This window comes from Cronobacter turicensis, assembly GCF_041222865.1.
Classification (GTDB): Bacteria; Pseudomonadota; Gammaproteobacteria; order Enterobacterales; family Enterobacteriaceae; genus Cronobacter; species Cronobacter turicensis.
In genome coordinates, this window is record NZ_CP165997.1 from 3,854,227 (window position 1) to 3,875,405 (window position 21,179).

General features: G+C 58.6%; 22 protein-coding genes. 18 read left to right on the forward strand and 4 right to left on the reverse strand.

Going from position 1 to position 21,179, the window contains the following annotated elements; all coding sequences use genetic code 11:
- Nucleotides 1-175: 175 nt before the first annotated feature.
- Nucleotides 176-2,194, forward strand: a complete 2,019-nt coding sequence (locus AB8W27_RS18375) for an NADPH-dependent 2,4-dienoyl-CoA reductase (RefSeq protein ID WP_041923126.1) — start codon at nt 176-178, stop codon at nt 2,192-2,194.
- A 144-nt stretch (nt 2,195-2,338) separates the two neighbouring features.
- Here the strand turns inward: AB8W27_RS18375 and rlmG are convergent, their stop codons facing one another.
- Nucleotides 2,339-3,469, reverse strand: a complete 1,131-nt coding sequence (gene rlmG / locus AB8W27_RS18380) for a 23S rRNA (guanine(1835)-N(2))-methyltransferase RlmG (RefSeq protein WP_012815075.1) — start codon at nt 3,467-3,469, stop codon at nt 2,339-2,341.
- An 85-nt stretch (nt 3,470-3,554) separates the two neighbouring features.
- On the opposite strand from rlmG, the gene AB8W27_RS18385 reads away from it, so the two are divergent.
- From AB8W27_RS18385 to sstT, 5 genes are all read left to right on the forward strand, one after another.
- Nucleotides 3,555-4,067, forward strand: coding sequence for a M48 family metallopeptidase (locus AB8W27_RS18385; RefSeq protein WP_007766965.1), 513 nt, complete (start codon nt 3,555-3,557; stop codon nt 4,065-4,067).
- Between the two features lie 69 nt (nt 4,068-4,136).
- Nucleotides 4,137-4,784: a vancomycin high temperature exclusion protein gene (locus tag AB8W27_RS18390; protein ID WP_105580848.1), complete on the forward strand. Its 648-nt coding sequence runs from the start codon at nt 4,137-4,139 to the stop codon at nt 4,782-4,784.
- 83 nt (nt 4,785-4,867) lie between these two features.
- Entirely contained in the window at nt 4,868-5,866 is a 999-nt protein-coding gene (locus AB8W27_RS18395; RefSeq protein ID WP_012815072.1) for a Gfo/Idh/MocA family protein, read from the forward strand.
- Between the two features lie 280 nt (nt 5,867-6,146).
- The gene (locus tag AB8W27_RS18400; protein WP_012815070.1) at nt 6,147-7,115 is read left to right on the forward strand and encodes a TerC family protein; all 969 of its coding nucleotides are present in this window, start codon (nt 6,147-6,149) and stop codon (nt 7,113-7,115) included.
- Nucleotides 7,116-7,408: 293 nt separating this feature from the next.
- Nucleotides 7,409-8,656 carry a serine/threonine transporter SstT gene (sstT, locus tag AB8W27_RS18405; RefSeq protein WP_012815068.1) on the forward strand — a complete coding sequence of 416 codons (1,248 nt, stop codon included), beginning with the start codon at nt 7,409-7,411 and terminating at the stop codon, nt 8,654-8,656.
- Between the two features lie 32 nt (nt 8,657-8,688).
- Here the strand turns inward: sstT and AB8W27_RS18410 are convergent, their stop codons facing one another.
- From AB8W27_RS18410 to uxaC, 3 genes are all read right to left on the reverse strand, one after another.
- Entirely contained in the window at nt 8,689-9,231 is a 543-nt protein-coding gene (locus tag AB8W27_RS18410) for a YgjV family protein (protein ID WP_012815067.1), read from the reverse strand.
- A gap of 71 nt (nt 9,232-9,302) precedes the next feature.
- Complete coding sequence (locus tag AB8W27_RS18415; protein WP_012815066.1) at nt 9,303-10,790, reverse strand: UxaA family hydrolase; 1,488 nt, start codon at nt 10,788-10,790, stop codon at nt 9,303-9,305.
- 17 nt (nt 10,791-10,807) lie between these two features.
- Nucleotides 10,808-12,220 (reverse strand): glucuronate isomerase, encoded by a 1,413-nt coding sequence (uxaC, locus tag AB8W27_RS18420; RefSeq protein ID WP_012815065.1) that lies wholly within the window; start codon nt 12,218-12,220, stop codon nt 10,808-10,810.
- A gap of 472 nt (nt 12,221-12,692) precedes the next feature.
- On the opposite strand from uxaC, the gene AB8W27_RS18425 reads away from it, so the two are divergent.
- The 12 genes from AB8W27_RS18425 (at nt 12,693) to AB8W27_RS18480 (ending at nt 21,049) form a co-directional block, all read left to right on the forward strand.
- Nucleotides 12,693-13,994, forward strand: coding sequence for an MFS transporter (locus AB8W27_RS18425; RefSeq protein WP_012815063.1), 1,302 nt, complete (start codon nt 12,693-12,695; stop codon nt 13,992-13,994).
- A gap of 113 nt (nt 13,995-14,107) precedes the next feature.
- Nucleotides 14,108-14,887, forward strand: a complete 780-nt coding sequence (gene exuR / locus AB8W27_RS18430) for a transcriptional regulator ExuR (protein ID WP_041923124.1) — start codon at nt 14,108-14,110, stop codon at nt 14,885-14,887.
- Between the two features lie 315 nt (nt 14,888-15,202).
- Nucleotides 15,203-15,865: a DedA family general envelope maintenance protein YqjA gene (yqjA, locus tag AB8W27_RS18435; protein ID WP_007766944.1), complete on the forward strand. Its 663-nt coding sequence runs from the start codon at nt 15,203-15,205 to the stop codon at nt 15,863-15,865.
- 3 nt (nt 15,866-15,868) lie between these two features.
- Entirely contained in the window at nt 15,869-16,252 is a 384-nt protein-coding gene (mzrA, locus tag AB8W27_RS18440) for an EnvZ/OmpR regulon moderator MzrA (protein WP_007766942.1), read from the forward strand.
- Nucleotides 16,253-16,403: 151 nt separating this feature from the next.
- Nucleotides 16,404-16,772 (forward strand): DUF1090 domain-containing protein, encoded by a 369-nt coding sequence (locus AB8W27_RS18445; RefSeq protein WP_012815061.1) that lies wholly within the window; start codon nt 16,404-16,406, stop codon nt 16,770-16,772.
- Between the two features lie 35 nt (nt 16,773-16,807).
- Nucleotides 16,808-17,110, forward strand: a complete 303-nt coding sequence (locus AB8W27_RS18450) for a YqjD family protein (protein WP_004385819.1) — start codon at nt 16,808-16,810, stop codon at nt 17,108-17,110.
- A 2-nt stretch (nt 17,111-17,112) separates the two neighbouring features.
- Nucleotides 17,113-17,511, forward strand: coding sequence for a phage holin family protein (locus AB8W27_RS18455; protein WP_007766938.1), 399 nt, complete (start codon nt 17,113-17,115; stop codon nt 17,509-17,511).
- A complete protein-coding gene (locus AB8W27_RS18460) occupies nt 17,508-17,804 on the forward strand; it encodes a YqjK-like family protein (protein WP_007766935.1) in 297 nt (98 codons plus the stop codon). The genes AB8W27_RS18455 and AB8W27_RS18460 overlap by 4 nt, the downstream gene beginning before the upstream one ends.
- A 211-nt stretch (nt 17,805-18,015) precedes the next feature.
- A complete protein-coding gene (locus AB8W27_RS18465; RefSeq protein ID WP_007766933.1) occupies nt 18,016-18,408 on the forward strand; it encodes a DoxX family protein in 393 nt (130 codons plus the stop codon).
- A gap of 75 nt (nt 18,409-18,483) precedes the next feature.
- Nucleotides 18,484-19,470 carry a glutathione S-transferase family protein gene (locus AB8W27_RS18470; RefSeq protein ID WP_012815060.1) on the forward strand — a complete coding sequence of 329 codons (987 nt, stop codon included), beginning with the start codon at nt 18,484-18,486 and terminating at the stop codon, nt 19,468-19,470.
- Between the two features lie 155 nt (nt 19,471-19,625).
- Complete coding sequence (locus tag AB8W27_RS18475) at nt 19,626-19,991, forward strand: DUF805 domain-containing protein (RefSeq protein WP_012815059.1); 366 nt, start codon at nt 19,626-19,628, stop codon at nt 19,989-19,991.
- A 134-nt stretch (nt 19,992-20,125) separates the two neighbouring features.
- The gene (locus AB8W27_RS18480) at nt 20,126-21,049 is read left to right on the forward strand and encodes an aminoimidazole riboside kinase (RefSeq protein ID WP_012815058.1); all 924 of its coding nucleotides are present in this window, start codon (nt 20,126-20,128) and stop codon (nt 21,047-21,049) included.
- The last annotated feature ends 130 nt before the right edge of the window (nt 21,050-21,179 follow it).

Consider the following 21,179-nt stretch of genomic DNA (forward strand, 5'->3'; position numbering starts at 1 on the left):
TCAGGCAGCGCGTCTTCGCTCTCGTCCGGCGAAGGCGCGGCGCCTTTTCACTCTCGCCTGAAATTTGATTGCCATCACAATCAGCAGATTGTCTCTTTCCCTTTTGGCCGTTGATCGCTTAATCATTAACTCATCCGACCACATAACAATTATTTTACACTGGATGAGTGCAATTATGAGCTACCCGTCGCTGTTCGCCCCGCTCGATCTGGGCTTCACCACGCTTAAAAACCGCGTCCTGATGGGCTCGATGCATACCGGGCTTGAGGAGCATCCGGACGGCGCGCGGCGGCTCGCGGCCTTTTATGCCGAGCGCGCCCGTCACGGCGTGGCGCTGATCGTCACCGGCGGCGTGGCGCCGTCGCCCGCTGGCGTGGCGATTCAGGGCGGCGCGGTGCTTAACGACGCGCATCAACTTCCTCATCATCGCGTGATCACCGACGCGGTGCATCGCGAAGGCGGCAAAATCGCGCTGCAAATTTTGCATACCGGGCGCTACAGCTATCAGCCTCACCCCGTCGCGCCGTCGCCTTTACAGGCGCCGATCAACCGCTTCGCGCCGCATGAACTAACCCACGACGAGATACTCGCGCTGATTGACGATTTCGCGCAGTGCGCGTCGCTGGCGCGCGAGGCCGGTTACGACGGCGTGGAGATCATGGGTTCGGAAGGTTATCTGATAAACCAGTTTCTGGCGGCGCGCACCAACCAGCGTGAGGATGAATGGGGCGGCGACTACGCACGCCGGATGCGCTTCGCCGTTCAGGTGGTGCGCGCGGTACGCGAGCGCGTGGGCCTGGATTTCATCATTATTTATCGTCTTTCTATGCTGGATCTCGTCGAGGGCGGGTCAACTTTCGCCGAAACCGTACAGCTTGCCCGCGCCATTGAAGCGGCGGGCGCTACGCTGCTGAATACCGGCATCGGCTGGCATGAGGCGCGCATTCCGACTATCGCCACGCCGGTGCCGCGCGGCGCGTTTACCTGGGTGACGCGCAAGCTGCGCGGGCAAACCACCCTGCCGCTGGTGACAACTAACCGCATTAACGATCCGCACGTGGCGGAGGCGATTCTCGCGGCGGGCGATGCCGATATGGTTTCCATGGCGCGGCCGTTTCTGGCCGATGCCGAACTGCTCTCCAAAGCCGCGAGCGGGCGCGAGGCGGAAATTAACACCTGCATCGGCTGCAACCAGGCGTGCCTCGATCAGATTTTCGCGGGCAAAATCACGTCATGCCTGGTGAACCCGCGCGCCTGCCATGAAACGGAGATGGTTTCTGTGCCTGCGCGCACGCCGAAACGGCTGGCGGTGGTGGGCGCTGGCCCCGCCGGGCTCGCCTTTGCGGTGAACGCCGCGCAGCGCGGCCACGCGGTGACGCTATTTGACGCCAGCGCGGAGATTGGCGGGCAGTTTACTATCGCCAGGCAGATCCCCGGTAAAGAGGAGTTTTACGAGACGCTGCGCTATTTCCGCCGGATGCTGACCGTCACCGGCGTGACGCTCGCGCTCAACACACGGGCCGACGCCGCGATGCTGGCGGAATTTGACGAGGTGGCGCTCGCGACAGGCATTGTGCCGCGCGTGCCGGATATTGCAGGCATTGATCACCCGAGCGTGCTGACTTATCTCGACGTGCTGCGCGATAAAGCGCCGGTCGGCCAGCGGGTGGCGATTATCGGCTGCGGCGGTATCGGGTTTGATACCGCGATGTATTTAAGCCAGCCGGGCGAAGCCACCAGCCAGAATATCGCCGAATTTTGCGTGGAATGGGGCATCGACACCAGCCTGAACGCGCCCGGCGGCCTGCGCCCGGAAGGGCCGATGTTGCCGAAAAGCCCGCGCCAGATTGTGATGCTGCAACGCCGCGCCGGGAAACCCGGCGACGGGCTTGGCAAAACGACCGGATGGATCCATCGCGCGACGCTTCTGGCGCGCGGCGTGAAGATGATCCCGGCGGTGAGTTATCAGCGCATCGACGATCGCGGGTTGCATGTGTTGATCAACGGCGAACCACAGTTGCTGGAGGTGGATAACGTGATTATCTGCGCAGGCCAGGAGCCGCAGCAGGCGCTGGCGGCCCCGCTGCGCGCGATGGGCAAGCCGGTGCATTTGATTGGCGGCTGCGACGTGGCCCTGGAGCTCGACGCCCGCCGCGCCATCGCCCAGGGCACGCAGCTGGCGCTGGAGATCTAAGAGAAAACCTGATCGCGGGTGCGCTATGGTGTGATGGCGGGTGCGCTGCGCTTACCCGCCCTACGATCCAGGCCCATTCATATTATGTAGGGTGGGTAAGCGAAGCGCACCCACCAGCCCGCAAACCCGCACTAACCGCCTTTCTCAGCGGCTTTTGCGCAGCTTCACCGCTTTCAATACTACAAACTTATTGTTGGTCGCGACGGTCGTGCAGTTACCGAAAATCTTCTTCAGCTTGCGGAAATAATCGAGATGACGATTGCCGACGATGCGCAGCTCGCCGCCCCACTTCAGGCAACGGCGGGCGTCCTGGAACATCTGCCAGGCGATATGATCGGTGATGGCGTGCTGCTGATGGAACGGCGGGTTGCAGAGCACCGCGTGGAAGCTTTCCGGCTCCACGCCCGTCAGCGCGTTATTCACCTGAAACTCGCAGCGATCCAGCGCGTCCGGCAGATTGGTTTCAACATTCAGACGGCTTGAAGCCACCGCCATGTAAGACTCGTCGACAAACCGCACCCGCGCCTGTGGATTCTGCGCCAGCAGCGTCAGGCCGATCACGCCGTTACCGCAGCCGAGATCCACCATCTCGCCTTCCACCGCTTCCGGCAGATGCTGCATAAAGAAGCGCGCGCCGATGTCGAGATTCGCGCGGGAAAACACGCTGGCGTGGTTATGAATCGTCCACGGCGTGCCGTCGAGCTTCCAGCTTAATGTCTCAGGCGCGTCGGCAAGCGCCGGGGCGCTGAAGGCGCAATGGATCAGACGCGCCTTTTTCCAGGCGAGCGTCGTGGTCGTCGGCCCCAGGATTTTTTCAAACAGCGCCAGCGTCGAGGTGTGAATATCGCGCGCTTTGCCGCCCGCGATAATGCGCGTCTGCGGCGTCACTACCTGACGCAGCGCTCGCAGTTGCTGCTCCAGCAGCGCGAGCTGTTTCGGGATCTTCATCAGCACCAGCTCCGGTGCGGCGGGCAGCGGGCTCAGGCTGTCCTGCAGGGCTACCCAGGATTCGTCGATATCGTTCAGGCGCAGGTTGTGGCGCGTGGCCTGGTGGGCGATGAACGAATCGTTGACGCTGACCGGGCGAACATCCGCCAGCGCACAGGCGAGCGCGCCGAAACTGTCGTTGAAAATCAGTACCGGACCGGAGGGCTGTTCGACCTGTTGCAGCAAATATTCATCCGCCGCTTCCCAGGCCTGCAGCGGCGTCTCTTCCGGCATTGGCGGAAAACGCTGCAGCGTCAGTGTTTGATTGAGTAACTCCACCTGGCTCATCGGCCCTCCCGAATGGTAAAATCCGCGCGTTTTATCCCTTAATTACACCCCTGAGTAAACCTTTTTTTCACCCGCTGAGGCCGTGATGACCACACTGACGTATCTCCAGGGCTACCCGGAATCGCTGCTTGCCCAGGTGCGCACGCTGATTGACCAGAACCGCCTCGGCGAAGTGCTTGAGAAGCGCTATCCGCACAAGCATCTGATAACCACGGACAAAGCGCTTTATGACTATGCGCAGGGACTGAAAAACCGCTATCTGCGCAGCGCCCCACCGCTCAATAAAGTGGCGTATGACAATAAAATCCACGTCATGAAACACGCGCTTGGGCTGCATACCGCGATTTCCCGCGTGCAGGGCGGCAAGCTAAAGGCCAAGGCGGAGATCCGCGTCGCTACGGTGTTTCGCCAGGCGCCGGAGGATTTTCTGCGGATGATTGTGGTGCATGAGCTCGCGCATATTAAAGAAAAGGAACATAACAAAGCCTTTTATCAGCTGTGCTGCCATATGGAACCGCAGTATCATCAGCTCGAATTCGACACCCGCCTGTGGCTGACCCAGCTTGCGCTGGCGCAAAGCGGCGGGCAGACGGCTTAACCTCAGTTTTTGCAAGGACGCAACGTGAAACTTCTCACTCGCTGGAAACGCGGCTTTACCCTCGTCGCCATGCTTCTCCTGGCCGTTATTGCGCTGTCGGCGGTGGCCATTTTCGCTGCCGACCGCGCGGTCACGCACGCCGCCTCAGGCAGGTTATATGACACGGTCGGCAATACGCCAGCCCGCAAAGTAGGACTGGTGCTGGGCGCGCGTCCTGACAACCGCTTTTTCAACCGCCGTATTGAAGCCGCCGCCGCGCTCTACCACGCCGGGAAAGTCTCGTGGCTGCTGGTGAGCGGCGATAACAGCCGTGCCGATTACGATGAGCCGACGGCGATGGCCGAAGCGCTCAACCGTCACGGCGTGCCCGCCGCCGCGATTTTTTGCGACTATGCCGGATTTTCGACCCTCGATTCCGTGGTGCGCGCCCGGCAGGTGTTTCAGGAAAACCGCATTACCATAATCTCGCAGGCGTTCCACAATCAGCGCGCTATCTACCTGGCGCAGCATTACGGCATCGACGCCATCGGGTTTAACGCCGAAGATCCGGCCTTTCGTCATACGCAATATACGCTGCTGCGCGAGCGGTTCGCCCGCGTGCGTGCGCTGCTTGATGCCCGCCTGTTGCGCCGCGAGCCGCACTTCCTCGGCCCTACTGTGGCGATAGGTCCGAAAGACGCGCCGCGCGGCTGCAATATTTACGCGGCCACACCCTAACAATCTGCGCCCGCGCGCACTGGTTTTGTCATTTTCGCGTGTTACTCTGAAAAGATATTCACTGCCGGAGAAGACACGCCCTTATGATACGTTTCGCCGTTGTTGGAACGAACTGGATCACCCGCCAGTTTGTCGATGCCGCCCACGAGACGGGCAAATTTACCCTTACCGCGATCTACTCCCGCAGCCTTGAACAGGCGCAGGCGTTCGCCAGTGATTACCCGGTGGAGCATCTCTTCACCTCGCTGGAGGCGCTGGCGCAAAGCGACGCCATCGACGCGGTCTATCTCGCCAGCCCCAACGCCCTGCACTTTTCCCAGTCCTGCCTGTTCCTGAACCATAAAAAGCATGTGATTTGCGAAAAGCCGCTGGCCTCTAACTTGCGGGAAGTGGAAGCGGCCATCGCCTGCGCGCGCGAAAACCAGGTCGTGCTGTTTGAGGCGTTTAAAACCGCCAGCCTGCCGAATTTCATCGCGCTGCAACAGGCGCTGCCGAAAGTGGGCGCGCTTCGCAAAGTGCTGTTTAACTACTGCCAGTATTCGTCGCGTTACCCGCGTTATCTCAACGGCGAAAACCCGAATACGTTTAACCCGGCGTTTTCTAACGGCTCCATCATGGATATTGGTTTCTATACGCTCGCCAGCGCCGTCGCGCTGTGGGGCGAACCGCATGAGGTGAAAGCCACCGCCAGCCTGCTGGCAAGCGGCGTGGACGCGCACGGCGTGGTCCAGATGAACTATGGCGATTTTGACGTCACGCTGCTGCACTCCAAAGTGAGCGACTCGACGCTGCCGAGCGAAATTCAGGGCGAGGCGGGCTCGCTGGTGATTGAAAAGCTCTCCGAATGCCAGCGCATCACCTTTATTCCGCGCGGCGGCAAACCGCAGGAGCTGACGCTGCCGCAGCACATCAATACGATGCTTTATGAAGCCGAAACCTTTGCGCGTCTGGTTGAGACCCACGAAGTCAATCATCCGGGTCTTGCGGTCAGCCGCACGACGGCGAAACTGCTGACTGAAATTCGCGCCCAGACGGGAGTGACATTCCCGGCGGATGACGTGAGCGTGCCGCTCCCGGCGTAAAGCTTTGTAAAAGCGCCCCGGCAAGTCATTGACCACATAAATGCCTTGTAATATTTTGTTACTTGCAAAGGGGAGTAACTTCATTGCCGACGGTCGTCATTACGGTGCCATGCATCCGGTCGTCGGGCAGCCAACCCGTTATCCGCAGCACAGACTGCGCAACGATAACGCGGCGGCTGTAAGTGAGACCTTGCCGGAAGGCGAGGTCTATGCGGTGCTCTTAAGCAAAGCGGCTGACGTCTTCTGACGTTAGCCGTTTTTGTTTTAGAGGATTTTGCTTATGAATACTGTCGGCACTCCCTTGCTGTGGGGCGGCTTCGCCGTCATCGTGGCGATTATGCTGGCTATCGACCTTCTGCTTCAGGGGCGTCGCGGCGCGCACGCTATGACCATGAAGCAGGCGGCCGTCTGGTCTGTCGTCTGGGTTTCGCTGTCCCTGCTCTTTAACGCTGCCTTCTGGTGGTATCTCACCGGCACCGCCGGGCGTGAAGTGGCAGACACCCAGGCGCTCGCCTTCCTGACCGGTTATCTCATCGAAAAAGCCCTGGCGGTGGATAACGTCTTCGTCTGGCTGATGCTCTTTAGCTATTTCGCCGTGCCGCCTGCGCTCCAGCGTCGGGTGCTCATTTACGGCGTGCTGGGCGCTATCGTGCTGCGCACCATTATGATTTTCGCCGGCAGCTGGCTTATTACGCAGTTCGAATGGCTGCTCTATGTGTTCGGCGCGTTCCTGCTCTTTACCGGCGTGAAGATGGCGCTGGCGAAAGAAGACGAAGGCGGGATCGGCGATAAACCGCTGGTGCGCTGGCTGCGCGGGCATCTGCGCATGACGGACAGCATCGAGAACGAGCACTTTTTTGTGCGTAAAAACGGCCTGCTCTACGCCACACCGCTGCTGCTGGTGCTGATCATGGTGGAGCTGAGCGACGTGATTTTCGCGGTGGACAGCATCCCGGCGATTTTCGCGGTCACCACCGACCCGTTTATCGTGCTGACCTCTAACCTGTTCGCGATCCTCGGCCTGCGCGCTATGTACTTCCTGCTGGCGGGCGTGGCGGAGCGCTTCTCGATGCTGAAATATGGTCTGTCGATTATCCTGGTGTTTATCGGCATCAAGATGCTGATTGTCGATTTCTACCACATCCCGATCGCGATTTCGCTCGGCGTGGTGGGCGGCATTCTTGCCACAACGCTTGTGATTAACGCCTGGGTTAACCATCGCAACGACAAGAAAAAGTTGGCGGAATAAGGTTTTGTCGCCATGCCTTTGACGCCGCCCGCGCTCCTGCGGGCGGCGTTTTTATATGGGCTGCCTATCGCCCGCGCTTTTGCAACGCGCCCGATGACGGATTTGCTGATTTTGTCACAATAACGTTAATGGATAGTTAAAAAACGGGAGCAATTCAGAAAATCCAGCACTATCCCCTTCCTCCCTGTAGCCAAATCCTTATACTCATCTGTGCAAACTTTTGTTACATCCTGATGCAACGTGGCACAGAACACGGCACGGGATGCAACCACATCACTTCTGAAGGAAATAGTATGACTACGCAATCTCAGGGCGGCGGCCTGCTGCACCGCCTGGCACAGGGCAGTCTGGTAAAACAGATTCTGGTGGGACTGGTGCTCGGTATTCTGCTGGCCTGGCTTTCCAAACCCGCGGCTATCGCGGTCGGTCTGCTCGGCACGCTGTTCGTCGGCGCGCTGAAAGCCGTGGCGCCGGTACTGGTGCTGATGCTGGTAATGGCGTCGATCGCCAACCATAAACACGGGCAGAGAACCAATATCCGCCCGATCCTCTGGCTCTATCTGCTGGGTACGTTTTCCGCGGCACTGACCGCCGTGCTGTTCAGCTTTCTCTTCCCTTCCACGCTGCATCTGGTCTCCGGCGCGACGGATATCACGCCGCCGACCGGCATTGTCGGCGTGCTGCGCGACCTGCTGCTCAGCATGGTCGCGAACCCGGTGGATGCGCTGCTGAAAGGCAACTATATCGGCATTCTGGTCTGGGCCGTGGGCCTCGGCTTCGCGCTGCGTCACGGCAATGAAACCACCAAAAATCTGGTGAATGATATGTCGGATGCCGTCACCTTTATGGTGAAGCTGGTGATCCGCTTCGCGCCCGTCGGTATTTTCGGTCTGGTCGCGTCCACGCTCGCCACCACCGGCTTTGATACCCTGTGGGGCTACGCGCAACTGCTGGTGGTGCTGGTCGGCTGTATGTTGCTGGTGGCGCTGGTCATTAACCCGCTGATTGTTTTTGCGAAAATCCGCCGTAACCCCTACCCGCTGGTGTTCGCCTGCCTGCGTGAAAGCGGCGTGACCGCGTTCTTTACCCGCAGCTCGGCGGCGAATATTCCGGTCAACATGGCGCTGTGCGAGAAACTGAACCTGGATCGCGATACCTATTCCGTGTCGATCCCGCTGGGCGCGACCATCAACATGGCGGGCGCGGCGATTACGATTACGGTGCTGGCGCTTGCGGCGGTGCATACGCTGGGTATTGCGGTGGATGTGCCGACCGCGCTGCTGCTCAGCGTGGTGGCGTCGCTGTGCGCCTGCGGCGCATCGGGCGTAGCGGGCGGTTCGCTGCTGCTGATCCCGCTGGCGTGCAATATGTTCGGCATTCCGAACGATATCGCCATGCAGGTGGTCGCGGTGGGCTTTATCATCGGCGTGTTGCAGGACTCGTGCGAAACCGCGCTGAACTCCTCCACCGACGTGCTCTTTACCGCGGCCGCGTGCCAGGCGGAAGATGCGCGCCTCGCGAGCCACGCGCTGCGTAACTGATGACATACCGGCGGTCTGCGGGCCGCCGGGTTTTACCGCTTCTGCACTATCTCTTTTTCGACCTTAAACGGATCGATTCCCCGCTTTTGCATCTGCCAGAACCGAACAATGTTAAGCCCGTTGATGATGAGAAAGCTGCCTTCAATCAGCGTGCCGCCGATCGAACCAATCCAGAAATTATGCGTGACCCAGCAGGCCGTGGAGCACCACATCACGCAGCGGGTGGTCAGCCCGGTGCAGCGAAACAGCGCCCAGGTGCTGGCGACGGTGCCGATAATCGGTAACAGCTCGATGGGGTGATGCAGTTTCACCAGGCCTAGCGTCAGCGTGAGCACGATAAACAGCGTCATGATCCACAGGCTGCGGGTACGTAGCGAAATCACCGTGCGCAGCGCGTTCAGCTCCGCGCTCATCCCCGCAGGCGTCGCGCCCATCAGGAAAAAATGCGCCCCAATGACGGCGCTGTAGAGCGCCAGTTGCAGCTTGAAGCGCCGCTCGTCGCGGTTAAAAAAGGTGGTGATGCCAATCAGAAAGGCGATGACCCCAACGCCCTGGGCAAGCCAATACGCGGTCATAAAGCGTTCCTCTCAAAAAGAAACGGCGCTTCATAAATGAAACGCCGTCTGATGATTACGTTGTCCGGGGCCTACAGCGTCACGCCGCTCTTAAAGATAGCCAGTTCGCGGAAGTCGTTTTTCTCGTTGCAGGTCTGTTTGCCCGAAGCGATATCGACAATGCTGTCGACAAACTTTTCCAGCAGCTGCGGCATCGCGGTGCCGTGCAGCAACTGACCGGCGTCGAAGTCTATCCAGTGCGGTTTTTTCGCCGCCAGCTCACTGTTGGTGGCGATTTTCACCGTCGGCACGAAACCGCCGTAGGGCGTGCCGCGTCCGGTGCTGAACAGCACCATATGACAGCCCGCGCCCGCCAGCGCGCTGGTGGCCACGGCGTCGTTGCCCGGCGCGCTCAGCAGGTTAAGGCCCGGCGTATGCAGGCGCTCGCCGTAGCGCAGAACATCCACCACCTGGCTTGCGCCGGCCTTCTGGGTGCAGCCAAGCGATTTCTCTTCAAGCGTAGTGATGCCGCCCGCTTTGTTGCCCGGCGACGGGTTTTCGTAAATCGGCTGGTTATGCGCGATAAAGTACTGTTTGAAGTCGTTCACCATGGTGACGGTTTTCTCAAACGTCGCTTCGTCGCGGCAGTGGCTCATCAGAATGCGCTCCGCGCCGAACATCTCCGGCACTTCGGTCAGTACCGTGGTGCCGCCATTGGCTATGACATAATCCGAGAAACGGCCAAGCATCGGGTTCGCGGTAATGCCCGAAAGCCCGTCCGAACCGCCGCATTCCAGCCCGAATTTCAGCTCGCTGAGTTTGCCCGGCTCGCGCTTGTCGTGACGCATTACGTCATAAAGCGCATGCAGGTGCTCAAGCCCCGCTTCCACTTCATCATCCTGGTGCTGGCAAACCATAAAATGCACGCGCGTCGGATCGAAATCGCCCAGCGTTTCGCGAAACGCGTCCACCTGGTTGTTCTCACAGCCCAGACCAATCACCAGCACCGCGCCGGCGTTCGGGTGGCGCACCATGTTTTGCAGCATGGTGCGGGTGTTGATGTGATCGTCGCCCAGCTGCGAGCAGCCGTAGGTGTGGCTGAAGAGAAACACGCCGTCGGTACCTTCGGCGTCGTGCGTCTCTTTCAGGAAACGGTTCTGGATCTGGCGCGCGATCCCGTTGACGCAGCCGACGGTCGGCAGGATCCACAGTTCATTGCGGATCCCCACCTCGCCGCTGGCGCGGCGGTAGATCTGCACCTCGCGATCGCCCATCTGATCGCCCGTGTAAGGCGCTTCGGGTTGATAGCTGTACTCATCCAGATCGCTGAGATTGGTGCGGGTATTATGGGAGTGAATATGTTCGCCCGGCGCGATATCCGCCAGCGCATGGCCAATCGGCAGGCCATATTTTACAACGTTCTCTCCCTGTGCGATGGGCAGCAGCGCGAACTTATGGCCGCGCGTCACCGGCTGCAACAGCATGACGGATAACCCGTCAATGGCGATAACCGAGCCTTCGGGCAGATCCGCCAGCGCTACCGCAACGTTATCCTGCGAATGGATCCTGATGTATTGCATATCAACCTCAAAGGGCCTTAGTTGAGTTCAATGGCGAAGTAGTCGCGGGCATTGTTGAAGCAGATGTTTTTCACCATCTCGCCCAACAGTTCGATATCCGCCGGCGCCTCGCCTGCTTCCACCCAGCGGCCAATCATCTGGCACAGAATGCGGCGGAAGTATTCATGACGGGTATAGGAGAGGAAGCTGCGGCTGTCGGTCAGCATTCCCACGAAGCGGCTCAGCAGGCCGAGCTGCGCGAGCTGGGTCATCTGACGCTCCATGCCATCTTTCTGATCGTTAAACCACCAGCCGGAGCCGAACTGCATCTTGCCTGGCATCCCTTCGCCCTGGAAGTTGCCGATCATGGTGCCCAGCACTTCGTTATCGCGCGGGTTCAGGCAGTAGAGAATGGTTTTCGGCAGCAGATTCTCTTCGTTCTGTTTGCTCAGCAGTTTTGACAGCTCTTCGGCGAGCGGACGGTCGTTGATGGAGTCAAAACCGACATCCGGCCCCAGCAGTTTGAACTGACGCTGGTTGTTATTACGCAGCGCGCCGATGTGGTATTGCTGCACCCAGCCGCGACGGGCATATTCCGCGCCAAGCCAGACCAGCACCGCGGTTTTGAACTGCGCCACTTCCTGTTCGCTGAGCGTCCCGCCCGCCAGACGGCGCGCCAGGATGCTGTCGAGTTCGCTTTCGCTGGCGTCAGCAAACAGCACCACGTCCAGCGCGTGGTCAGACACTTTACAGCCGTGGGCCGCGAAGTGATCCAGACGTTTCGTCAGCGCAGTTTGCAGATCGCTGAAGCGGCGGATATCGGTATCGGACACTTCCGCGAGCTTCGCCATGTAGTCGGTGAAGGTCGCCTGTTCAATGTTAAATGCTTTGTCCGGGCGCCAGCTCGGCAGCACTTTAACGCTGAAGCTGCTGTCTTTGGCGACGGTCGCGTGATGCTCCAGCGAGTCAATCGGATCGTCAGTGGTGCCGACCATTTTAACATTCATCTGCTGCATGATACCGCGGGCGCTGAACGCGTCCTGAGCCAGCAGATCGTTGCACTGGTTCCAGATCTCGTCGGCGGTTTTCGGCGACAGCAGCTTACCGGTGATGCCAAACGGACGGCGCAGTTCCAGATGCGTCCAGTGATACAGCGGATTGCCGATGGTGTGCGGCACGGTGGCGGCCCATGCGTCAAACTTTTCGCGATCGCTCGCATCGCCGGTACACAGGCGCTCCGGCACGCCGTTGGTACGCATTGCGCGCCATTTGTAGTGGTCGCCTTTCAGCCAGATGTCATACAGGTTTTTAAAACGGTAATTTTCGGCAATCTGCTGCGGCGGAAGGTGGCAGTGATAGTCGAAAATCGGCTGATCTTTAGCGTAGTCATGGTACAGACGACGGGCGAATTCGGTGTCGAGCAGGAAATCTTCAGTCATGAACGGGGTCATTTTATGCTTCCTCTGAGCCAGTATTTCAGATGCGTTAGCATGATGCTGACAAAGTTATCACACCAATTTCTAGTGACCGAAGCTATTTTCGTGAGTCAGATCAATAAAAGCACACAAATAATCCTCCCTCTCCAAAGTAAACACCGCCCCAGCCCGCGCCACGTCTGGCTTTGCGCCATGCCTGACGTAACCTTACAAAGAAAGATGCTTTTGTGATGGCTCTCAACTTTTAAAGCTGTATGACAAGTTATCGTTCTGCCGTCGCAACATATAAACCCACGGAATGTTTTAAGGGGGTGAGATTCACCCCATTAGCCGGAACGGATACCGGCCTGGCTCCATAAATACTGTATGGCAAGGCGTGGGCGGCACCGATAACACTTCCGGCGCGCCTCCCGTTACTGAATGAGTACCGTGTAAGCCTGGCAACCTGCCGGCCTGCGCGGCGAACGATTAAACGATGAGGTTTCCAATGCGTAAAATTAAAGGGTTACGATGGTACATGATTGCGCTGGTGACGCTGGGCACCGTGCTGGGCTATCTGACCCGTAACACCGTGGCGGCCGCAGCGCCTACCCTGATGGAAGAGCTGCACATCTCCACGCAGCAATACTCTTATATTATCGCGGCCTATTCCGCGGCCTATACCATCATGCAGCCGGTAGCAGGCTATGTGCTGGATATTCTCGGCACGAAAATCGGCTACGCCTTCTTCGCCGTGACCTGGGCGGTGTTCTGCGGCGCAACCGCGCTGGCAGGCAGCTGGGGCGGTCTGGCGCTGGCGCGTGGCGCGGTAGGTGCTGCAGAAGCGGCGATGATCCCGGCGGGCCTGAAAGCCAGCTCCGAGTGGTTCCCGGCGAAAGAGCGTTCTATCGCGGTGGGCTATTTCAACGTGGGCTCGTCTATTGGCGCCATGATTGCCCCGCCGCTGGTGGTGTGGGCTATTGTGATGCATAGCTGGGAACTGGCGTTCATTATTTCCGGTGTGCTGAGCTTCGCCTGGGCCATGGCCTGGCTGATTTTCTACAAACACCCGCGTGACCAGAAAAAACTGACCGAAGAAGAACGTGACTACATTATTAGCGGTCAGGAAGCGCAGCATCAGACCAACAACGGTAAAAAAATGTCGCCGTGGCAGATTGTTCGCACCCGTCAGTTCTGGGGCATCGCGCTGCCGCGCTTCCTGGCGGAACCGGCATGGGGCACGTTCAACGCCTGGATCCCGCTGTTTATGTTCAAAGTGTACGGCTTTAACCTGAAAGAGATCGCGATGTTCGCCTGGATGCCGATGCTGTTTGCGGATCTCGGCTGTATCGTCGGCGGCTATCTGCCTCCGCTGTTCCAGCGCTGGTTCGGTGTGAACCTGATCGTCTCCCGTAAAATGGTGGTGACGATGGGCGCGGTGCTGATGATTGGCCCAGGCATGATCGGCCTGTTCACCAGCCCGTATGTGGCGATTGCCCTGCTGTGCATCGGCGGGTTCGCGCACCAGTCGCTCTCCGGCGCGCTGATTACGCTCTCCTCTGACGTGTTTGGGCGTAATGAAGTGGCGACCGCCAACGGCCTGACCGGTATGGCCGCGTGGACGGCGAGCACAATGTTTGCGCTGGTGGTCGGCGCGCTGGCCGATACCATTGGCTTCAGCCCGCTGTTCGCCGTACTGGCCGTGTTCGACCTGATGGGCGCGCTGGTTATCTGGACGGTGCTGAAAAATAAACCGGCCAGCGAGCTGGAACAAGAGACGCGAAGTGGCGCTCCCGTCACACAACACTGATCAATCCTCTGGAAAGCCGCCTGCGGGCGGCTTTTTCATGGGCGTCGAGTGGAGGGTAAACCTGAAAAGTGGTATAACAAATCTAAGCAGTATCGTGTTCACTGGAGTCGCACATGGAAATCGCAGAACCGCGTCGTCTGTATCAACAACTGGCCGCCGAGCTTAAGCAACGCATTGAAGAAGGCGTTTATCAGGTAGGTGAGAAACTCCCTGCCGAGCGATTTATCGCCGACGAAAAAAACGTCAGCCGCACGGTCGTGCGCGAAGCCATCATCATGCTGGAAGTCGAAGGCTATGTTGAAGTACGCAAAGGCTCGGGCATCCATGTGATAGCCAACCAGGGGAAATATCGCGCCCCGGCGCCTGAGCAGGAGTATGAATTCGCCAGCTACGGCCCGTTCGAGCTGTTGCAGGCCCGCCAGCTCATTGAAAGTAATATCGCCGAGTTCGCCGCCACCCAGGTCACCAAACAAGACATCATTAAGCTGATGGAGATCCAGGAGAAAGCGCGTAACGAGAAGTTCTTCCGCGATTCCGAATGGGATCTCCTGTTTCACGTTCAGGTGGCGCTCGCCACGCAGAATACCGCTCTTGCCGCCATCGTTGAAAAAATGTGGACTCAGCGCGTTCACAACCCGTACTGGAAAAAACTACACGAACATATCGATTTACGCACGGTCGATAACTGGTGCGACGATCACGATAACATTCTTAAAGCCCTGATTCGCAAAGACCCGCACGGCGCGAAGCTCGCCATGTGGCAGCATCTGGAGAATACCAAACAGATGCTCTTTAACGAAACCAGCGACGACTTTGAATTCAACGCCGACCGCTACCTTTTTGCCGAAAATCCGGTGGTCCACCTCGACGCGGCGGCAAACAGCGAAAAGTAATCCTCTTCTTACCGCGAGGGTAAGCAAACCATATATAGTGTCAGCCTGTGTAAATACCCTCGCCAGCCTTACGCCCGGAAAGCAAAATCATTCCTCAACAAAGCACGATTTCTGTGACGCATCAGGCAGAGCTTTGTTACAATTAGACGCATTTCCTGGTGAAAAGTTAGCGCTTGCTTACTTCACTCATCGCACATGGAGCCGTGCCGGCGCCAGGAACGCACAGAGCGCTGTTGACGTCCTTCATACCTCAGAAATGTCGCAATGCTATCTGTTCTACCCCATTGGCTTTAACCGATGTGCCAGGATCACTGAATGGAACTTTTGACACAATTACTCACCGCGCTCTGGAGCCAGGACTTCGAAACGCTGGCCAACCCCGGCATGATCGGCATGCTCTACTTTGTGCTGTTTATGATCCTGTTTCTGGAAAACGGTCTGCTGCCCGCCGCGTTTCTGCCGGGCGACAGCCTGCTGGTGCTGGTGGGCGTGCTGATTGCCAAAGGCGCGCTGGGGTATCCGCAAACGGTGCTGCTGTTAACCGCCGCCGCCAGCCTCGGCTGCTGGGTGAGCTATATCCAGGGGCGCTGGCTCGGCAACACGCGCATCGTACAGAACTGGCTTTCGCATCTGCCCGCGCATTATCACCAGCGGGCGCATCACCTGTTTCATAAACACGGGCTGTCAGCGCTGCTGCTCGGCCGTTTTATCGCCTTTGTCCGCACGTTGCTGCCGACTATTGCCGGGCTCTCTGGTCTTAATAACGCCCGTTTCCAGTTCTTTAACTGGATGAGCGGCCTGCTGTGGGTGGTTATCCTCACCTCTCTTGGCTATCTGCTCGGCAAAACGCCGGTGTTCCTTAAATATGAAGACGCCCTGATGTCCTGCCTGATGCTGCTGCCGGTCGTGTTGCTGGTTATCGGCCTGGTCGGATCGCTGGTGGTGTTATGGAAGAAAAAACATGGAAACCGGAGCTAAAGGATGGCCTTCACGCGCGCGCTTTCTCGTCGTCTTACGCTAACGCTTGCGGCAGGCGCGCTAATGGCAGCGGTGCTGCTGAGCTGGGCCGCGCTGCAAAAACATGAAACCACGCTTGAGATCCGCGCGGTGTCGCAGGGTGCGACGATCCCGGACGGCTTTTCCGTCTGGCACCATCTGGACGCCAACGGCATCCGCTTTAAAAGCATTACGCCGCAGGATGACATTCTGCTGATTAAATTCGACAACAGCGATCAGAGCGAAGCCGCGCGCAAAGTGCTCTATCGCTCCCTGCCGCGCGGTTTTGTTATCGCCCAGCAGGAAGAAAAAAGCCTCACTCCCGCCTGGCTCTCCCGCCTGCGTCACGATATCCAGCGCCTGGGTTAACCCTTCCAGGAATCTGAATCTTTTCACGGACTTTGGGGTTTGCGCCATTACTTACTATGCTTGAGTAAGCGCAACCCATTGTTCTGTCCGCGCAACACACCGGAATCGCGTATGGCCGCAAGCCTTACGCAACACAATGGAAGGTTTAATCATGAATTACCGCACCGTACTGGCCTTAGCCCTTTTTTCCTGGAATGCCGCAGTGCTTGCCGCCTCCCCCTGCGAAGAAAAAGCGCAGGAGATTGAAAAGGAGATCCGCTACGCCGAACTGCACCAGAACCAGGGACGCATCGACGGACTGAAAAAAGCGCTAAGTCAGGTACGCGCCAACTGCCGCGACGGCGATGTTATCGCCGAACACCGACAGAAAGTGGCGCAGAAACAGGCGGAAGTGGCCGAACGCCGCGCCGAATTGCATGAAGCGTCGCAAAAAGGCGATGCGGATAAAATTGCCAAACGTCGCCACAAGCTCGCTGAAGCCGAGCAAGAGCTTAAGGCGTTGAAAGCTCAAGATTACTGAGCTTATGGATAACCCTCACTTATCAGGAGAGCATTATGTCAAAAGAAAATACCGACCACCTGCGCGCTGAGTTGAAATCGCTTGCCGATACGCTGGAAGAGGTGCTGACCGCCTCCGGGGACAAATCGAAGGAAGAGATGAGCAAACTGCGCAATAAAGCAGAGCGCGCGCTGAAAGACACCCGTTATCACTTAACCGAAACCGGTGACGTGATCGCCAAACAGACCCGCGAAGCGGCGGCGCGCGCAGAAGATTACGTGCGTGAAAATCCGTGGACCGGCGTGGGTATCGGTGCGGCCATCGGCGTCGTACTGGGCGTGCTCCTGACGCGGCGCTGATTATGACGGAGCCTCGTCACGCGCAAGGGCCGGGTAAAAGCGTTCTCGGCATCGGACAACGTATCGTCACCGTGCTTGTGGAGATGGTGGAAACCCGTTTACGGCTCGCCGTGGTGGAGCTGGAAGAGGAGAAAGCGAATCTCTTTCAGCTGCTGCTGATGACTGGCCTGACGATGCTGTTTGCCGCCTTTGGACTGATGAGTCTGATGGTGCTGCTTATCTGGGCAGTAGATCCGCAGTATCGCCTTAACGTCATGATAGGCACGACCGTCGCGCTGTTTGTGCTGGCGCTGATTGGCGGCATCTGGACGCTTAAGAAATCGCGCCAGTCGACGCTTCTGCGCCATACGCGTCATGAGCTTGCTAACGACCGCCAGTTGCTGGAGGACGATAAGTCATGAGCATGAGCAAAGCCGAGCGCGAAAAGCGCAAAGCGCTGCTGCTCAGTCAAATCCAGCAGCAGCGGCTGGATATGGCCGCGGGTCGTCGTGAATGGCTTGCCGTCACCGGCTCTTACGATCGTAGCTGGAACACGCTGCTCAGTCTGCGCTCCTGGGCGCTGGTCGGCAGTAGTGCGATGGCTATCTGGAGCATCAGGAATCCTAACTTCCTGCTGCGCTGGGCCAAGCGCGGTTTCGCCGCGTGGAGCACCTGGCGGTTGATTAAAACCACCATGAAACATCCGCTCCCCTGACACTGACGCCTCTCCCCGGAGAGGCGTTTTTTTATCCCCTCCTCTTTCTTCATTATTTTTGAACAAGTTTGCCAGTTTTCCTTGCTTACATTCCCATCACGCCAGCCCTATGATGCTTTCCATCAACGGCGGAACGCGGATAACCCCGCGCAAAGCAAACCTTTAACGATAATTAACCTTTCGTGATGAAGCGGGTTTCCTGGAGAGTAAAATGAAAAAATTCGAAGATGCTGGCGTACTGGTGGCACGTATTCTGATGCCGATTCTGTTTATCGTCTCCGGCTGGGGCAAAATTACCGGTTATGCGGGAACCCAGCAGTATATGGAAGCGATGGGCGTGCCGGGCTTTATCCTGCCGCTGGTGGTCCTGCTTGAGTTTGGCGGCGGCCTGGCCATTGTTTTTGGGTTCCTGACCCGCACTACAGCGCTGATCACCGCTGTCTTTACGCTGCTGACCGCGTTCCTGTTCCACAGCAACTTCGCGGAAGGCGTGAACTCGATTATGTTTATGAAGAACTTTTCTATCGCAGGCGGCTATCTGCTGCTGGCGCTGATGGGTCCTGGCGCCTACAGCCTGGATCGTCTGCTGAAAAAGAACTGGTAACTGACTTCACGGCAGGCGGCCCTCACCGCCTGCCTTTTTGCCATACTGAGGGGATACCTCTGACAGGAGAGCATCATGGGACAACTGATCGACGGCGTCTGGCACGACACCTGGTATGACACGAAATCCACCGGCGGCCGCTTTAAACGCACCTCGGCGGCGTATCGCAACTGGGTGACTCCTGACGGCGAACCGGGCCCGACGGGCGAAGGCGGCTTTGCGGCGCAAAAAGGCCGCTACCACCTCTATGTCTCGCTCGCCTGCCCCTGGGCGCATCGCACGCTTATCCTGCGCGCGCTGAAAGGTCTGGAGTCGTTTATCTCCGTTTCGGTCGTGCATCCGCTGATGCTGGAAAACGGCTGGACCTTCGCCGATGATTTCCCGGCGGCGACCGGCGACACGCTTTACCAGCACGATTTTCTCTATCAGTTGTACCTTCAGGCCGACCCGCACTACTCCGGGCGCGTCACCGTCCCGGTGCTGTGGGATAAAGAGCGCCAGACCATCGTCAGCAACGAATCCGCCGATATCATTCGCATGCTCAACAGCGCTTTCGACGCGGTGGGCGCCCGTGCGGGCGATTACTATCCTCAGGCGTTGCGTGCGGAAATCGACGAGCTGAACGGCTGGATCTACGACACGGTGAACAACGGCGTCTATAAAGCGGGTTTCGCCACCAGCCAGCAGGCCTATGACGAAGCGGTGGAGCAGGTGTTCGCCTCGCTGTCGCGGCTTGAGCAGATCCTCGGTCAGCAGCGTTACCTCGCAGGCGACCAGCTCACCGAGGCCGATATTCGTCTGTGGACGACGCTGGTGCGTTTCGACCCGGTCTACGTCACGCACTTTAAATGCGATAAGCATCGCATCAGCGATTACCTGAACCTGCATGGCTTCCTGCGCGAGATTTACCAGATGCCGGGCATCGCAGACACCGTGGATTTCGGGCATATCCGCCACCACTATTTTTGCAGCCACAAAACCATTAACCCGACCGGTATTATCTCCATCGGCCCCTGGCAGGATCTCAATGAGCCGCACGGGCGCGACGAGCGTTTCCGCTAATCCGCTTCGCCCTAAGCCTCTTCTGAAAAATGCGCCGTTCCGACGGCGCTCACACTTTGCGTTTTCCCCCAGGCCGTTTCCCCTGCCGACAGCTAGCATTTAGTTAAGCGATCGCTTTAAAAACAAGTGATTGATGGCAAGGGAGGCGAGAACAGATGTACTGGTACATAAAAGCGTTTAAAAATTACCTCGGTTTTACCGGCAGGTCGCGTCGTAAAGAGTACTGGATGTTCACCCTGGTAAATCTCATCCTCGCGGGCGTGATGGTGGCGCTCGATACAATGCTCGGGCTGCGCATTATTGGTGAGCAGGGGCTGCTCACGCTGATTTACGGGCTTGTGGTACTGCTGCCCGCGCTGGCGGTACAGTTCCGCCGTCTGCATGACACCGATCGTACCGCCCGGTGGCTGTTTGTCCTGTTGATCCCGGTTATCGGCTGGCTGATGATCCTCGCGTTCAACACGCAGGAAGGCACCCACGGCGAGAACCGCTACGGCCCCGATCCGAAACATCATCACTGATCCTCTGGCCGCGTTCCGGCGCGGCACGTTTCTGCCCTCCTTTCACTTTGCAGCACCATAAGCGCATAAAGAGTGTTGATTAGCTAAACCGGTTTAACTATTGTTTAGCGAAAGATGAATCGAAGGAGATACGCATGTCAGCAAAAGTATGGGCCCTTGGGGATGCCGTGGTGGATCTGCTGCCTGACGGCCATGGCCGGTTACTGCAATGCCCGGGCGGCGCGCCTGCCAACGTGGCGGTCGGCGTGGCGCGACTCGGCGGCGCGAGCGGATTTATCGGCCGGGTCGGGCGCGATCCGTTCGGGGCGTTTATGACACAGACGCTCCGCCATGAAAACGTCGATACCCGCGCCATGCATCAGGATCCAGCGCACCGCACCTCGACGGTTGTAGTGGCGCTGGATGACTGCGGCGAACGCTCGTTTACCTTCATGGTGCGCCCGTCCGCCGATCTGTTTCTCACCGCCGACGACTTACCGCCGTTCGGCGCAGGCGAGTGGCTGCATGTCTGCTCGATTGCGCTCTGCGCCCAGCCCTCGCGGGATACCGCCTTTGAGGCGATGGCGCGTATCAAGCGCGCGGGCGGGTTTGTGAGCTTCGACCCGAATATCCGTGAAGATCTCTGGCCCGATACCGCACAGCTGCGGGAGTGCGTGGAACGCGCGCTGGCGCAGGCGGATGTGGTGAAACTCTCGCTGGAAGAGCTGGCGTTTATTGCCGGACGCGATGATGAGGAGAGCGCCCTGGCGCTGGCGCGCCGCCACGCGATCCCGCTACTGCTGATCACCCGTGGCGCAGAAGGCGTCGATGCCTGCTTTAACGACACGCTGCATCACTACCCGGCGGTGCCGGTCGAGTGCGTCGATACCACCGGCGCGGGCGACGCTTTCGTTGCCGGGCTGCTCTGGAGCCTTGCGGCGCATGGCCTACCGGAAGGTGCCGCACAGCTTGCGCCTGTACTCGCGGCAGCCCGGGCCTGCGGCGCGCTGGCCACCACCGCCAAAGGCGCGATGACCGCGCTGCCCCGCCTTGACGCTCTTCAACCGTACCTCGCCTGATCCTGTGAGCCGCCGCCGCGGCTCGTTTTGCGAACCGCATCACAATCACTAAACCGGTTTAGCTAATTTAATTGCCAGTAAAAATAAGGCGTGATTATGATTGCCGCCTAAACCGGTTTAGCAAGTCTGC

What these genes read in the sequence shown, in the direction of transcription:
- AB8W27_RS18375 (WP_041923126.1), top strand. Translation starts at nt 176, where the DNA reads ATGAGCTACCCGTCGCTGTTCGCCCCGCTCGATCTGGGCTTCACCACG.
- rlmG (WP_012815075.1), bottom strand. Translation starts at nt 3,469, where the DNA reads ATGAGCCAGGTGGAGTTACTCAATCAAACACTGACGCTGCAGCGTTTT.
- AB8W27_RS18385 (WP_007766965.1), top strand. Translation starts at nt 3,555, where the DNA reads ATGACCACACTGACGTATCTCCAGGGCTACCCGGAATCGCTGCTTGCC.
- AB8W27_RS18390 (WP_105580848.1), top strand. Translation starts at nt 4,137, where the DNA reads ATGCTTCTCCTGGCCGTTATTGCGCTGTCGGCGGTGGCCATTTTCGCT.
- AB8W27_RS18395 (WP_012815072.1), top strand. Translation starts at nt 4,868, where the DNA reads ATGATACGTTTCGCCGTTGTTGGAACGAACTGGATCACCCGCCAGTTT.
- AB8W27_RS18400 (WP_012815070.1), top strand. Translation starts at nt 6,147, where the DNA reads ATGAATACTGTCGGCACTCCCTTGCTGTGGGGCGGCTTCGCCGTCATC.
- sstT (WP_012815068.1), top strand. Translation starts at nt 7,409, where the DNA reads ATGACTACGCAATCTCAGGGCGGCGGCCTGCTGCACCGCCTGGCACAG.
- AB8W27_RS18410 (WP_012815067.1), bottom strand. Translation starts at nt 9,231, where the DNA reads ATGACCGCGTATTGGCTTGCCCAGGGCGTTGGGGTCATCGCCTTTCTG.
- AB8W27_RS18415 (WP_012815066.1), bottom strand. Translation starts at nt 10,790, where the DNA reads ATGCAATACATCAGGATCCATTCGCAGGATAACGTTGCGGTAGCGCTG.
- uxaC (WP_012815065.1), bottom strand. Translation starts at nt 12,220, where the DNA reads ATGACCCCGTTCATGACTGAAGATTTCCTGCTCGACACCGAATTCGCC.
- AB8W27_RS18425 (WP_012815063.1), top strand. Translation starts at nt 12,693, where the DNA reads ATGCGTAAAATTAAAGGGTTACGATGGTACATGATTGCGCTGGTGACG.
- exuR (WP_041923124.1), top strand. Translation starts at nt 14,108, where the DNA reads ATGGAAATCGCAGAACCGCGTCGTCTGTATCAACAACTGGCCGCCGAG.
- yqjA (WP_007766944.1), top strand. Translation starts at nt 15,203, where the DNA reads ATGGAACTTTTGACACAATTACTCACCGCGCTCTGGAGCCAGGACTTC.
- mzrA (WP_007766942.1), top strand. Translation starts at nt 15,869, where the DNA reads ATGGCCTTCACGCGCGCGCTTTCTCGTCGTCTTACGCTAACGCTTGCG.
- AB8W27_RS18445 (WP_012815061.1), top strand. Translation starts at nt 16,404, where the DNA reads ATGAATTACCGCACCGTACTGGCCTTAGCCCTTTTTTCCTGGAATGCC.
- AB8W27_RS18450 (WP_004385819.1), top strand. Translation starts at nt 16,808, where the DNA reads ATGTCAAAAGAAAATACCGACCACCTGCGCGCTGAGTTGAAATCGCTT.
- AB8W27_RS18455 (WP_007766938.1), top strand. Translation starts at nt 17,113, where the DNA reads ATGACGGAGCCTCGTCACGCGCAAGGGCCGGGTAAAAGCGTTCTCGGC.
- AB8W27_RS18460 (WP_007766935.1), top strand. Translation starts at nt 17,508, where the DNA reads ATGAGCATGAGCAAAGCCGAGCGCGAAAAGCGCAAAGCGCTGCTGCTC.
- AB8W27_RS18465 (WP_007766933.1), top strand. Translation starts at nt 18,016, where the DNA reads ATGAAAAAATTCGAAGATGCTGGCGTACTGGTGGCACGTATTCTGATG.
- AB8W27_RS18470 (WP_012815060.1), top strand. Translation starts at nt 18,484, where the DNA reads ATGGGACAACTGATCGACGGCGTCTGGCACGACACCTGGTATGACACG.
- AB8W27_RS18475 (WP_012815059.1), top strand. Translation starts at nt 19,626, where the DNA reads ATGTACTGGTACATAAAAGCGTTTAAAAATTACCTCGGTTTTACCGGC.
- AB8W27_RS18480 (WP_012815058.1), top strand. Translation starts at nt 20,126, where the DNA reads ATGTCAGCAAAAGTATGGGCCCTTGGGGATGCCGTGGTGGATCTGCTG.